The sequence below is a fragment of the Microbacterium sp. CCNWLW41 genome, assembly GCF_037083505.1.
Genome location: NZ_JBAOJP010000003.1, coordinates 155,340 through 168,065, shown reverse-complemented (window position 1 = coordinate 168,065; position 12,726 = coordinate 155,340). Strand labels below are relative to the sequence as shown.

Sequence of the window (12,726 nt, the reverse complement as noted above, 5' to 3'; positions counted from 1 at the left end):
CGCGGCGACGCGGCGCCTAGACTCGCAGCCAAGCGTCCGCACCGGCGACGAACGCTCGCACCGCCCGACGCTGCGCACGAGCCGGAACGAGGAGAACACCTCCATGACTGACACCGACGTCACCCTCACCGTCAACGGGACCTCCCGTCCGCTCGGCGGCACCCCCGCGCACACGACCGCCCTCGACTGGCTGCGCGACACCGGCCTCTCCGGAAGCAAGGAGGGATGCGCGGAGGGGGAATGCGGCGCCTGCGCCATGCTGCTGGCCACCCCGACGCCGGACGGCGGCACCGCCTGGACGCCCGTCAACGCCTGCCTCGTTCCCGTCTACGCGCTCAACGGCCAGGAGATCGTGACCGCCGAGGGCCTGGGCTCCCCCGAGGACCTGCACCCGGTGCAGGAGAAGCTGGCCGAGGCCGGGGGCTCCCAGTGCGGCTACTGCACGCCCGGCTTCGCGTGTTCCATGGCCGGCGAGTACTACCGCGCCGACCGCGCGCCGATCGACGCCTCCGCCGCGGCGCACGACGAGGACTGCCCCGCGCATGACGCCGAGCACGGCCCCAACGGGTTCGACCTGCACGCGCTGAGCGGCAACCTCTGCCGCTGCACCGGCTACCGGCCGATCCGCGACGCCGCGTACTCGCTCGGGTCCCCGGTGGACTCCGATCCGCTGCGGCAGCGGCTGCAGGAGCCGGCCCCCTCCGCCGTCCCCACGGACGCCGTCGTGGACGGCGCGCGCTTCGTCCGCCCGGCGACCCTCGCCGAGACCCTGCGCCTGCTCCACGACGAGCCTGACGCGCTGCTCGTCGCCGGATCCACCGACTGGGGCGTCGAGGTCAACATCCGCGGCCGCCGCGCCCCGCTCGTCGTCGCGATCGAGCAGCTCGACGAGCTGCGCACGCTCTCGATCGAGGACGACGTCGTCGAGATCGGCGCCGCACTGTCGTTGAGCGAGGTGGAGAAGCGCCTGGACGGCCGCATCCCCCTGCTGGCCCAGCTGTTCCCGCAGTTCGCCTCCCGCCTGATCCGCAACCGCGGCACGTTCGGCGGCAACCTCGGCACCGGGTCCCCGATCGGCGACACCCCGCCGGCGCTGCTCGCGCTCGGAGCCCGGGTCGTGCTCGCCTCCGTCGCCGGCGAGCGCGAGGTCGACCTCGCCGAGTACTTCACCGGATACCGGCAGACCGTCCGCGCCGCGGACGAGCTGATCCGGGCCATTCGGATCCCCCTCCCGCTGGCCGGTCTCACCGCCTTCCACAAGATCGCGAAGCGGCGCTTCGACGACATCTCCAGCGTCGCGGTCGCCTTCGCCCTGGACGTCGACGACGACGGGATCGTGACGGCCGCGCGGATCGGTCTCGGCGGCGTCGCGGCCACGCCGCTGCGCGCCCGCGCGACGGAGGAGGCCCTGATCGGCCAGCCGTGGAACGTCGCCACCATCCGCACGGCGTCGGAGATCCTCAAGAACGAGGGGACACCGATGTCGGACCACCGCGCGAGCGCCGACTACCGCTCGCTCATGCTGGGCTCGGCCCTGCTCAAGCTCTACAGCACCACGCAGCGCCCTCAGGCCGAGGGCATCGACTCGAAGGAGGTCCCGGCATGAGCGCCCTGGCCGATCGTCCCGAGAACCCCGTCGTCGGCGTCCGCGCCGCGCACGAGAGCGCGGCCCTGCACGTGACGGGGGCGGCGATGTACACCGACGACCTCGCGGCGCAGACCGCGGGCGTCCTGACCGCCTGGCCGGTCCAGTCCACCCACGCGCGCGCGAAGGTGACCGTCGACGTCTCCGGCGCCTACGAGGTCCCCGGAGTCGTCCGCGTGCTCACGGCCGCCGACGTGCCGGGCGTGAACGACGCCGGCATCAAGCACGACGAGCCGCTCTTCCCTGACGAGGCGATGTTCTACGGGCACGCCCTGGTCTGGGTGCTCGGCGAGACGCCGGAGGCCGCGCGCCTCGGCGCCGAGCGCGTGCAGGTCGAGTACGAGGACCTCCCCTCCTTCATCACGGTGCAGGAGGCCATCGACGCCGGATCCTTCCAGGGGATCCCGCGCACGGTCGTTCGCGGCGACGCCGCGGCCGCCATGGCCGCGAGCGCGCACGTCTTCGAGGGGGTGAGCGAGTTCGGCGGGCAGGAGCACTTCTACCTGGAGACGCACGCGTCGCTGGCCGTGCGCGACTCGGAGGGGCAGTACTTCATCCAGTGCTCCACGCAGCACCCGTCCGAGACCCAGGAGATCGTCGCGCACGTGCTCGGCGTCACCTCCAGCCAGGTGACCGTGCAGTGCCTGCGCATGGGCGGCGGCTTCGGCGGCAAGGAGATGCAGCCCCACGGCTTCGCCGCGATCGCGGCCCTGGGCGCGAAGCTCACCGGTCGTCCGGTGCGCCTGCGCCTGAACCGGACGCAGGACCTGACGATGACCGGCAAGCGCCACCCCTTCCACATCACGTGGAAGGCGGGCTTCGACGAGTCCGGGATGATCCAGGCGCTCGAGGCCGTGCTGACGGCGGACGGCGGGTGGAGCCTGGACCTGTCCGAGCCGGTCCTCGCGCGGGCCCTGTGTCACCTGGACAACTCCTACTGGGTCCCCAACGTCCACGCGCACGGCAGGATCGCGAAGACGAACAAGACCTCCAACACCGCCTACCGCGGCTTCGGCGGCCCCCAGGGCGTGTACCTGATCGAGGACATCCTCGGTCGCGTCGCACCGCAGCTGGGGATCGATCCGCTGCGCCTGCGCGAGCAGAACTTCTACCGGCAGGGACAGACGACGCCCTACGGCCAGACGGTGAAGGACGCCGACCGGCTCGGCACGATCTGGAACCAGCTCCTCACCGAGGCGGACGTGGTGTCGCGCCAGGCGGAGATCGCCGCCTTCAACGCGGCCAGCCCGCACGTGAAGCGCGCGATCGCGATGACGCCGATCAAGTTCGGCATCTCCTTCAACTTCGCCGCGTTCAACCAGGCCGGCGCCCTCGTGCACGTCTACAAGGACGGTTCGGTGCTCATCAACCACGGCGGCACCGAGATGGGCCAGGGCCTGCACACGAAGATGATGCAGGTCGCCGCCACGGCGCTCGGGCTGGAGCTGCACCAGGTGCGCCTGGCTCCGACCCGTACCGACAAGGTCCCGAACACCTCGGCCACGGCCGCGTCCAGCGGCGCCGACCTCAACGGCGGGGCGGTCAAGAACGCGTGCGACCAGATCCGCGAGCGGATGGCGAAGGTCGCGGGACGACTCCTCGGCGTCGACGAGCGCGACGTGCGCTTCTCCGGCGGTTACGTCACCGGTCTCGGGAACACCGTGCAGCGGCTGACGTTCGCCGAGGTCGCCGCGGCGGCGTACTTCCAGCGCATCCAGCTGTTCGCCGCCGGCTACTACCGCACCGAGGGCCTGCACTGGGATCCCGAGGCCATGCACGGATCCCCGTTCAAGTACTTCGCGTACGGCAGCGCCGCCACCGAGGTCGAGGTCGACGAGTTCACCGGCGCGTACCGGGTGACGCGCGTCGACATCGTGCACGACGTGGGCGACTCCCTCTCCCCGATGCTCGACATCGGCCAGATCGAGGGCGCCTACGTCCAGGGCGTGGGCTGGCTGACACTGGAAGAGCTGCGCTGGGACGAGAGCGACGGCCCGCACCGCGGCCGGCTGCAGACGCAGTCCGCGTCCACGTACAAGCTGCCGAGCTTCTCCGAGATGCCCGAGCAGTTTCACGTGCGCCTCTTCGAGAACGCGCGGGAGGAGGGCGCCGTCTACGGGTCCAAGGCCGTCGGCGAGCCGCCGTTCATGCTCGCCTTCAGTGCCCGTGAGGCGCTCCGCCAGGCCGTCGCGGAGTTCGGGCCCACCGGTCACTCCGTGGACCTCGGCTCGCCGGCGACGCCCGAGGCGGTGTTCTGGGCGGTCCGCCGGGCGCAGGAGGCGGGGGCTCCCCGGGACGCCGCCGCGGCGGACGCCGAGCGGACGCTGTCCGCCGTCTGATCCGAGGACCCCGTGGACTGGCTCGACGCCCTGCAGCGGCTGCGCGCACAACGCACGCCGGCGGTCGTCGTGACCCTGGCCATGGTGCGCGGACACTCGCCACGCAACGGCGGGGCGAAGATGGTCGTCTCCCCCGGCGACGTGTTCGGCACCGTCGGCGGCGGCAACCTCGAGGCCACCGCGATCGACCGGGCGCGCGCCATGCTCGCCCAGGGCACCGCAGAGCCGGAGCTGCTGACACTCACGCTGAGCGACAAGGCGACGACCGAGTACGGCGTGCAGTGCTGCGGAGGAGAGGTCACGATGATGCTCGAGCCGATCCGGGTCGTCCCGTCCGTGGCCGTCTTCGGGCTCGGCCACGTCGGACTGGAGCTGGCCCGCATCCTGTCGCGGCACGAACTGGAGCTGACGCTCGTCGACTCGCGGGCGGAGATGCTCGCGCCCGAACGGATCGGGGATCCGGGCTCCGCCGGGGTCCTGGGCGACGCCGTCGCGCGGGTCCGCGTCGTGCATGCTCCCGTCCCCGAGGCCGCGCTGGCGGAGCTCCCCGAGGGCGCGCACGTGCTCGTCATGACCCACGACCACGTCGAGGATCTGGCCGTGGTGGACCAGGCGCTGCGCACGCCCGGGCTCGGGTCCGTCGGGCTGATCGGATCGGCGTCGAAGTGGGCGCGGTTCCGGAAGAAGCTCGGCGAGCTGGGCCAGGACGAGGCGGCGCTCGCCCGGGTGACGACGCCGATCGGCATTCCCGAGGTGACCGGGAAGCAGCCCGCGGTGATCGCGGTGAGCGTCGCGGCCCGGATCCTGCAGCTGATCGACGACCAGGCCCCGGTCGTTGAGCGAGCGCAGCGAGACGAAACACAGCCCCCGGTCGTCGAGCGAGCGCAGCGAGACGAAACGCAGCCCTCGGTCGTTGAGCGAGCGCAGCGAGACGAAACACAGTCCCCCGGATGAGCGCCCCCTCCGCGATCGTCACCGGTGCCGGCAGCGGCATCGGCCGTGCTGTCGCCCGCGCCCTCCTCGCGGACGGCTTCGGGGTCACGCTCGCGGGGCGCCGCGGCGAAGCGCTGGAAGAGACGGCGGGAATCCGGGCAGAGGCGGCGCTCGTCGTCCCGACGGACGTCACGGACGCGGCGCAGATCGATGAGCTCGTCCGCCGCCACGTCGAGCGGTTCGGTCGGCTCGACGTCCTGATCAACAACGCCGGGGTCTTCGGACCGGTCGCCGACGTCGGCTCCCTGGATCCGGACGACTGGGACGCGACCTGGGCAGTCAACGTCACCGGTGCCGTCCTGTGCGCCGGTGCGGCTTTCCGGCAGATGCGCGCGCAGCGTCCGGCGGGCGGTCGCATCGTGAACAACGGTTCGATCTCCGCGCAGACGCCGCGGCCGCTGTCGGTCGCCTACACGACGACGAAGCATGCGATCGCGGGGCTCACGAAGTCGATCGAGCTCGACGGCCGGGATCACGGCATCACCGCGACGCAGCTCGACATCGGCAACGCCCGCACGGGCATCGTCTCGGGGATCGTCGGGGACGGAGCGCTCCAGGCCGACGGCTCCCGTCGCATCGAGCCCACGATGGATGCCGCGCATGTGGCGGATCTCGTGGTCCGCGTCGCCCGGCTGCCGCTCGACGTGAGCGTCCCGCAGCTCACCGTGACCGCCGCCGGTATGCCGTTCATCGGCCGCGGCTAACCCCCGCCCCCTCCCCCTCTCCCCCCCTCCCCTCCCCCCCTCCCCCCTAGGGTTTGGGGCCCATTCCAGGGGTTCGGGGTCCGCCGTGGTCCCGTTTCGCCCCGGATCGCACCCCAAAACCCCGACACACCTGAGCCCGGGGGGACGCCGGATCAGGGCGCGGGAGGACGGGAGACGAGGAAGGCGCAAGGCAGGGTGAGGAGGGCGAACGCCGCGGCGGCGAGCAGAGCCGCGGGGAACGCGAAGGCGGCGGCGAGCGCCCCCACGACGACCGCCCCGAGACCGGTCCCGGCATCGAAGCCGATGTTCCACGCGGCGCTCGCGACGACCTGATCGCGCGGGGCGACGGCGGCGAAGGCCGCGCCCATCGTCAGGTTCTGCAGCGCGCCGTATCCGATCCCGACGAGGGCCATGCCCGCCGCCAGCGCCGCGTCGCGCCCGGGCTCCGCGGCGGCGAACGCGGCGAGCGTCAGCCCGCCGACGGTGGTGAGCACGAACGGCCACAGCAGCCGTCGCACCCCCACCCAATCGGCGATGTGCCCGATCCCCCAGCGGGTCAGCGCGGCGAGTCCGGTGAGCGCGAGCAGGGCGAGGGTCGTGGTCGCCGCGTTCGCGGTGAGCTGCGGGACGAAGGTGATGAGCGCACCGCCGGCGAGCGTCACCCCGAGCAGCAGAAGCACGGGCGGCACCAGCCCCACGAAGCGACGCAGGCCCCGATGCGCGTGGGCGGGCTCGGGATGGGGCGGGATCGCCTCCAGCCGTGCCCCGAGGCGCGCGGCGGCGACCACGCCCGCCAGGGGAACCGCGGACGCGACGAACACCGCCGCGAACCCGAGGGTCTCGGCGATCCAGGGGGCGAGCGGCAGCACGAGCACTTGCGGCCCGGCGATCCCGAGTCCGAAGGCGCCGATCGCGCGGCCTCGCCGTGCGGGCTCGATGAGCTCGGCGACGGCGCTCGATCCGCAGACGGTGAGGATCGCGAACCCCACGCCGCGCAGTGCCGCGATGGCGAGGATGGGCGCCAGCCCGTCGGACAGCAGATGGAACGGCGCGGGCAGGCCGAGGAACACGAGCCCCGCGATCAGCACCCGCTTCCACCCCCAGCGACGGAGGAAGCGCGGCACGGCAAGCTGCGCGAGGACCGTGCAGAGCATGAAGATCCCGGTGACGAGACCGACGCCGAACTCGTCGGCGCCGCCGCGGGCCGCCCACAGCGGCGCCACGGGGAAGAGGAGCGCGTAGCCGGTGAACCCCGACACGATCATCGCGATGAGCGCGGGCATCCCGGGCTCGCGCCAGACCGACCGGGAGTTCTGCGTCTGCGTCGTCATCGTGCTCCATCCTCCCACCGCGTCCGCCGTCGCCGCCCGCCCCGACCGCGAGCGAGCCGCCGCCCGGCCCCGCGACCGAACCACCGCCCCGCGCTCACGCCGAGTGGTCAGTTTCTGTGGGTTGCACCGGCGCGAACCCGCAGAAACTGACCACTCGGCTACCGGGGAGGCGGATCAACCGCCCGCGAGGAGCGCCTCGATCGGACCGCGGGCGAAGTACACGGCGAAGCCGGCGGCGACGACCCACAGCAGCCAGTGCACCTTGCGCGCCCGGCCGGCGAGCGCGTTCACGACCGCCCAGGCGATGAACCCGGCGCCGATCCCGTTCGCGATCGAGTAGGTCAGCGGCATGGTGACGATCGTGAGGAACGCGGGCATCGCCACGGCGAACTTGTCGAACTTGATCTCCCGGATCTGCGCCATCATCAGCGCGCCCACGATCACGAGGGCGGCCGCGGCCACCTCGATCGGCACGATGGCCGTGAGCGGGGTGACGAACATCGACAGCAGGAACAGCCCGCCGGTGACCAGCGCCGCGAGCCCGGTCCTGGCCCCCTCCGCGATGCCGGCAGCACTGTCGATGAAGACCGTCGCCGAGGAGCTGGAGGTGCCACCGCCCATGACGGCGCCGGCGCCCTCGACGACGAACGCGCTGCGCAGGCGCGGGAAGGTGGCGTCCTTGCGCGCGATCCCCGCCTCCCGGGCGAGCCCGGTCATGGCGCCCATGGCGTCGAAGAAGTTCGTGAACAGCAGGGTGAAGACGAGCATGACCGCGGACAGGATGCCGATGCGGCCGAAGGATCCGAGGAGGTCGAACTGCCCGACCAGGGAGAAGTCCGGCATGCTGACCCACTGCGCGGGCATCGCCGGCACGGACATGTGCCAGCCGCCGGGGTTCTTCCCTGCGGGATCGAGCGGGCCGAGCTTCATCGTCGCCTCGACGATCACCGAGACGATCGTGCCCGCGATGATGCCGATGAGGATGGCACCCGGGACCTTCCGCGCGATCAGGATGCCCATCAGCACCAGCGTGCCGACGAAGATGAGGGTCGGGATCGAGGTCAGCGAGCCGCCGTCGCCCAGCTGCACGGGCGGGCCGGCCGGGGTCCGGTTGACGAAGCCGGCGTCGACGAATCCGATGAAGGCGATAAACAGGCCGATGCCGACCGTGATGGCCGCCTTGAGCGCCTGCGGCACGGCGTGGAAGATCGCCGTGCGGATCCCGGTCGCCCCGAGCAGGACGATCAGGATGCCGTTGATCATCACGAGCCCCATGGCCTCGGGCCAGCTCACGTCGCCCACGACCGAGACGGCGAGGAAGGAGTTGATCCCGAGCCCGGCGGCGAGTGCGAACGGCACCCGGGCGACCAGGCCCATGAGGAGGGTCATCACTCCGGCGGTCAGACCGGTCGCGGCCCCGACCTGCGCGAAGTCGAGGGAGTTGCCCGTGACGTCCGTGCCCCCGGAGAGGATGATCGGGTTGAGGATGACGATGTACGCCATCGCGAAGAAGGTGACGAGTCCTCCGCGGATCTCCTGCGGAATGCTGGATCCTCGCCGGGTGATGTCGAAGAACCGGTCCAGGGCGCCCTTGGGCTCGGGAGGTTCGATGGCGTCCGCGCCATCGCGGACTTCGGCGGTCTGAGACATGTGCTCTCCTGCTCGAAAGGCGTGCCCGGACGTCCTCGTCCGGGCACGACGGTGTATGGGTGACGTGCTCGCGTCGTGTGCGGGGATAGGGTGCGCGGATCGCGCGGTGTGTCAGTAGTCGGTGCGGTTCGCCGTGTGCGTCCACTCGGTGAACGGGGCGACGCGCTGGTCGGCGGGCAGCGCCTCCTGGGCCACGGGCATGATCTCCCGGTCCCGGGCGTCGCCCTCGAAGTAGCGGTAGAACAGTGCGTCGTCGAAGCCCGCGTCGGCCGCGTCGTCGCGGTCCGCGGCGAAGTACACGCGGTCGATGCGCGCCCACAGCGACGTCGCCAGGCACATCGGGCACGGCTCGCAGCTGGTGTAGAGGACGGCGCCGGTGAGATCGAACGTGGACAGCCCTGCGCAGGCGTTGCGGATCGCCGTCACCTCGGCGTGCGCGGACGGGTCGTTGTTGGCGGTCACGCGGTTCACGCCCTCGAAGACCCGGCCGTCGGCGGTGACGACGATCGCGCCGAACGGGCCTCCGGAGTTGCGGACGTTGTCGGTGGCGAGGTCGACCGCGCGGGCGAGGTACTCGGCGGGGCTGGGCGTGGTGGCGTCGGCGGCCCCGTCGACGGGGGTGCCAGAGGTGCTGAGGCCGATCGTGTGCATCAGAGAGCTTCCTTGCTGTCGCTGTCGCGGTGAGGACCGATCGGGTGAGGGATCCTCGTCGATCCGCGGTGGGGAATCTGATGCCCTGGACGAGTTTCAGAGGGGATCCTCCCGGGCGCTTCGAGGCTAGCAACGAAGATCGCGCTCGTCCACGGATATTCGGAAAAAAGCTTCCACAATGTGGTATACCTTCTTGCTGTTCCGCATGTGCGGAGATATGGTCGCCTTCATGACGCATTTTCGGATCAGCGAGGCCGCAGCGCTCGTCGGCGTGAGCGACGACACCGTCCGGCGGTGGGTCCACGACGGGACCCTCACCGTCTCGCAGGATGCGTCGGGCAGGCAGGTCGTGCCCGGGGCCGAGCTGGCCGAACGGGCCAAGGCGATGGCGGCGGACGTCACGGATGTCGGCGACGTCCGCCGCAGCGCCCGCAACCGCTTCGTCGGGCTCGTGACCCGCGTGGAGATCGACGGCCTGATGGCACAGGTCGAGCTGCAGTGCGGACCGCACCGCGTCGTGTCCCTGATGTCCGCCGAGGCCGCGCGCGAGATGCGGCTGGAGGTCGGATCCAAGGGCGTCGCCGTGGTCAAGGCGACCATGGTCATCCTCGAGACCGACAAGGACCCCCTCCGATGAACGCTTCCCTCCTCCGCCGCGCCGGCCTGGCCGCGGCGCTCCTGACCGCCGCCCTCGGGCTCGGCGCCTGCGCTCCGACCGGGGCGCCGACCGACGCGGCCCCCCAGACCCCCTTCCCCGGCACGTCGTCCGCGCCGGCTGAGGAGACGCTCGACGGCGAGCTCACGATCTTCGCGGCGGCCTCGCTGTCCGGGGCGTTCGACGAGCTCGCTGCCGCGTTCGAACAGGCCCACCCCGGCGTCGACGTGCGGCCGATCTCCTACGACGGGTCCTCGGTGCTCGCCACGCAGATCATCGAGGGCGCCGCCGTGGACGTGTTCGCCTCCGCGGACGAGAAGAACATGGCGAAGATCACCGACGCAGGACTCGCCACGACGACCGTCCCCTTCGCCACGAACGTCCTGCAGATCGCCGTCCCGGCGGGCAACCCCGGAGATGTTCAGGGGCTGGTCGACCTCGCCGACCCCACGCTCACGGTGGTGACGTGCGCGGCGGAGGTGCCGTGCGGGAACGCCGCGCACACGTTGCTCGATGCGGCGGGCGTGACGGTGACGCCCGCCAGCGAGGAGCAGAACGTGACGGCCGTGCTCGCCAAGGTGCGTTCGGGCGAGGCGGATGCGGGTCTCGTCTACCGCACCGACGTCGCCGCGGCCGCGGGCGAGGTGGACGGCATCGACATCGACGGGGCGGATCGGGCCACGAACGTCTATCCGCTCACGGTCCTCGACGGCGCCGCGAACTCGCCGGCCGCGACCGCGTTCGTCGACTTCGTGCTCTCCCCCGACGGCCAGGCGGTGCTCGCGGACTTCGGCTTCGGAGCCCCGTGATCGCCGAGTCCCTCCCGACGGCGGCATCGGGGCCGCCGCGGCGCTCCGGGCTCCGCGGCGCCCGGATCCCGGTCTGGCTCGCGGTGCCTGCGGGCCTGGGCGTCCTCCTGCTCCTGCTGCCGTTCATCGGCCTCCTCGTCCGCCTCGACTGGGCAGGGGTTCCCGCCGCGATGACCGCTCCCGAGGCCCTCCAGGCCCTGGGCCTCTCCCTGGCCACCGCGACCGCCGCGACCATGCTGTGCGTCTTGCTGGGCGTGCCCCTCGCCCTCGTGATCGCGCGGAGCCCGTCGTGGCTCGCCGCCGTCCTGCGGACGCTCGCGACGCTGCCGCTCGTGCTGCCCCCGCTCGTCGGGGGCATCGCCCTGCTCTCGCTGCTGGGGCGCAACGGGCTGCTCGGCGGGGCGCTCGATCTCCTCGGGGTCCGCATCCCGTTCACGACGGCGGCCGTGGTGATCGCGCAGACGTTCGTGGCGCTGCCCTTCCTGGTGATCTCGATCGAGGGGACGCTCCGGGCCGTCGGCACCGGTCACGAGCGCGTGGCGGCGAGCCTCGGCGCCGGGCGCTTCACCGTGTTCCGCCGGGTGACCCTGCCGCTGGCGGCCCCGGGTCTCGTCGCGGGGACGGTCCTGTGCTTCGCCCGGGCGCTCGGCGAGTTCGGCGCCACGGCGCTGTTCGCCGGCAACGCCCCCGGGGTGACCCGCACCATGCCGCTCGCGATCTACACGGCGTTCAACGGCGCCGGCGTCCGTCAGGACACCGCGATCGCGCTGTCGCTGATGCTCATCCTCGTAGCGGTCGGCGTGCTCGTGCTCATGCGCGGCTGGCGGGCGGACGCGATCCGATGACCCTCCATGCCGACGTGCGTGTCCGGGCCGGGGCCTTCGTCCTGGAGGCCGGGATCCACGCCGAGCCCGGCGAGGTGCTCGCGATCCTCGGGCCGAACGGATCGGGGAAGTCCACCCTGCTCGCCGCCATCGCGGGGCAGCGGCCGGCGACCGGCTCGATCCGCCTGGGAGACCGGGAGCTCCTCGGCCCCGGACGCGCCGTTCCCGCCGAACGGCGCCGGGTGGGTCTACTCGGACAGCAGGCCCTGCTGTTCCCGCATTTCAGCGCGCTCGAGAACGTCGCCTTCGGCCCGCGGGCGCAGGGGACGCCGCGCGCCCGTTCCCGTGCCGAGGCACGGCGGTGGCTGGACGAGGTCGGCATGGCCGGGTACGCCTCGCGTCGCCCCGCACAGCTCTCCGGCGGGCAGCAGCAGCGGGTGGCGCTGGCCCGCGCGCTCGCGGCCCGGCCCGGCGCGCTCCTGCTGGACGAGCCCTTCTCCGGCCTCGACGCGCAGACCGCCGGCCAGGCCCGTCGCCTCGTCGCCGATCAGCGAGACCGCTCCGGCGTCCCGTTGGTGCTGGTCACGCACGATCCGATGGATGCGGTGGTCCTCGCCGCGCGGACCGTCGTGCTTCAGGAGGGCCGGATCGTCCAGCAGGGCGCCACGGCCGAGGTGCTGGGGCATCCCGGATCCGCGTTCGTCGCGGCGGTGGCCGGGGTGAATCTCGTCACGGGCGTCGGCGTCGGCGGCGGCGTCCTGGCGCGGGGCACGGACGGGGCGCCGATCGTGCTCTCCGACGGGCGGTCGGTGATCGACGGCGCCCCCGCGTCCGCCGTGTTCGCGCCGTCCGCGGTCCGGGTCCGTGCGGGGGGCGACGCCGCAGAGGAGGCGGGGCCGAACGCCTGGGTCGGCACCGCTGCGCTCCTCGAACCCGTTCCGGGCGGCGTCCGGATCCGCACCGCGGAGCACCCCGACATCGCCGTCGACTGCCCGGCCCCCGCCGCCGCGACGCTCGGGCTCCGGCCCGGCCTGCGGCTGGGGTTCACGATCGCCGAGACCGACGTCTCCGTGCGCTCCTCCGCCTGAGCGGTGGTACGGTTATCGACTCGTAAGGGGGTGGACG

The 12,726-nt window shown here is 72.5% G+C and carries 11 protein-coding genes; 8 read left to right on the top strand and 3 right to left on the bottom strand.

Annotated features, from left to right (window positions below; genetic code table 11):
• The first annotated feature begins 103 nt into the window (after positions 1-103).
• From V6R91_RS12470 to V6R91_RS12455, 4 genes are read left to right on the top strand one after another with little or no spacing between them, the layout of a single operon-like run.
• Entirely contained in the window at positions 104-1,606 is a 1,503-nt protein-coding gene (locus V6R91_RS12470) for a xanthine dehydrogenase small subunit (RefSeq protein ID WP_271062159.1), read from the top strand.
• Positions 1,603-3,984, top strand: coding sequence for a xanthine dehydrogenase molybdopterin binding subunit (gene xdhB, locus V6R91_RS12465; RefSeq protein WP_336395620.1), 2,382 nt, complete (start codon positions 1,603-1,605; stop codon positions 3,982-3,984). Before V6R91_RS12470 ends, xdhB begins: the two co-directional genes overlap by 4 nt.
• 12 nt (positions 3,985-3,996) lie before the next feature.
• Entirely contained in the window at positions 3,997-4,938 is a 942-nt protein-coding gene (gene xdhC / locus V6R91_RS12460) for a xanthine dehydrogenase accessory protein XdhC (RefSeq protein ID WP_336395619.1), read from the top strand.
• On the top strand, positions 4,935-5,681 hold the full coding sequence (locus V6R91_RS12455) for an SDR family oxidoreductase (protein ID WP_336395618.1): 747 nt from the start codon (positions 4,935-4,937) through the stop codon (positions 5,679-5,681). Before xdhC ends, V6R91_RS12455 begins: the two co-directional genes overlap by 4 nt.
• Before the next feature lie 152 nt (positions 5,682-5,833).
• Here V6R91_RS12455 and V6R91_RS12450 read toward each other — a convergent pair whose 3' ends face one another.
• The 3 genes from V6R91_RS12450 to V6R91_RS12440 form a co-directional block, all read right to left on the bottom strand.
• Positions 5,834-7,012, bottom strand: coding sequence for an MFS transporter (locus V6R91_RS12450; protein WP_336395617.1), 1,179 nt, complete (start codon positions 7,010-7,012; stop codon positions 5,834-5,836).
• 174 nt (positions 7,013-7,186) lie between these two features.
• On the bottom strand, positions 7,187-8,662 hold the full coding sequence (locus tag V6R91_RS12445) for an NCS2 family permease (protein WP_336395616.1): 1,476 nt from the start codon (positions 8,660-8,662) through the stop codon (positions 7,187-7,189).
• A 111-nt stretch (positions 8,663-8,773) separates the two neighbouring features.
• A complete protein-coding gene (locus tag V6R91_RS12440; protein WP_336395615.1) occupies positions 8,774-9,313 on the bottom strand; it encodes a nucleoside deaminase in 540 nt (179 codons plus the stop codon).
• A 229-nt stretch (positions 9,314-9,542) separates the two neighbouring features.
• Between V6R91_RS12440 and V6R91_RS12435 the strand changes: the two genes are divergently transcribed.
• The 4 genes from V6R91_RS12435 to V6R91_RS12420 are packed head-to-tail and all read left to right on the top strand — an operon-like array spanning position 9,543 to position 12,689.
• On the top strand, positions 9,543-9,950 hold the full coding sequence (locus V6R91_RS12435) for a TOBE domain-containing protein (protein WP_231820172.1): 408 nt from the start codon (positions 9,543-9,545) through the stop codon (positions 9,948-9,950).
• Positions 9,947-10,777 (top strand): molybdate ABC transporter substrate-binding protein, encoded by an 831-nt coding sequence (gene modA / locus V6R91_RS12430; protein WP_336395614.1) that lies wholly within the window; start codon positions 9,947-9,949, stop codon positions 10,775-10,777. Before V6R91_RS12435 ends, modA begins: the two co-directional genes overlap by 4 nt.
• Entirely contained in the window at positions 10,777-11,622 is an 846-nt protein-coding gene (locus V6R91_RS12425; protein WP_378821420.1) for an ABC transporter permease, read from the top strand. Before modA ends, V6R91_RS12425 begins: the two co-directional genes overlap by 1 nt.
• Positions 11,619-12,689 carry a sulfate/molybdate ABC transporter ATP-binding protein gene (locus V6R91_RS12420; RefSeq protein WP_336395612.1) on the top strand — a complete coding sequence of 357 codons (1,071 nt, stop codon included), beginning with the start codon at positions 11,619-11,621 and terminating at the stop codon, positions 12,687-12,689. The genes V6R91_RS12425 and V6R91_RS12420 overlap by 4 nt, the downstream gene beginning before the upstream one ends.
• Positions 12,690-12,726: the final 37 nt, after the last annotated feature.

Excerpts from the sequence above, each read along its gene's own strand:
- V6R91_RS12470 (WP_271062159.1), top strand. The coding sequence starts at position 104 with ATGACTGACACCGACGTCACCCTCACCGTCAACGGGACCTCCCGTCCG.
- xdhB (WP_336395620.1), top strand. The coding sequence starts at position 1,603 with ATGAGCGCCCTGGCCGATCGTCCCGAGAACCCCGTCGTCGGCGTCCGC.
- V6R91_RS12455 (WP_336395618.1), top strand. The coding sequence starts at position 4,935 with ATGAGCGCCCCCTCCGCGATCGTCACCGGTGCCGGCAGCGGCATCGGC.
- V6R91_RS12450 (WP_336395617.1), bottom strand. The coding sequence starts at position 7,012 with ATGACGACGCAGACGCAGAACTCCCGGTCGGTCTGGCGCGAGCCCGGG.
- V6R91_RS12445 (WP_336395616.1), bottom strand. The coding sequence starts at position 8,662 with ATGTCTCAGACCGCCGAAGTCCGCGATGGCGCGGACGCCATCGAACCT.
- V6R91_RS12440 (WP_336395615.1), bottom strand. The coding sequence starts at position 9,313 with ATGCACACGATCGGCCTCAGCACCTCTGGCACCCCCGTCGACGGGGCC.
- V6R91_RS12435 (WP_231820172.1), top strand. The coding sequence starts at position 9,543 with ATGACGCATTTTCGGATCAGCGAGGCCGCAGCGCTCGTCGGCGTGAGC.
- modA (WP_336395614.1), top strand. The coding sequence starts at position 9,947 with ATGAACGCTTCCCTCCTCCGCCGCGCCGGCCTGGCCGCGGCGCTCCTG.
- V6R91_RS12420 (WP_336395612.1), top strand. The coding sequence starts at position 11,619 with ATGACCCTCCATGCCGACGTGCGTGTCCGGGCCGGGGCCTTCGTCCTG.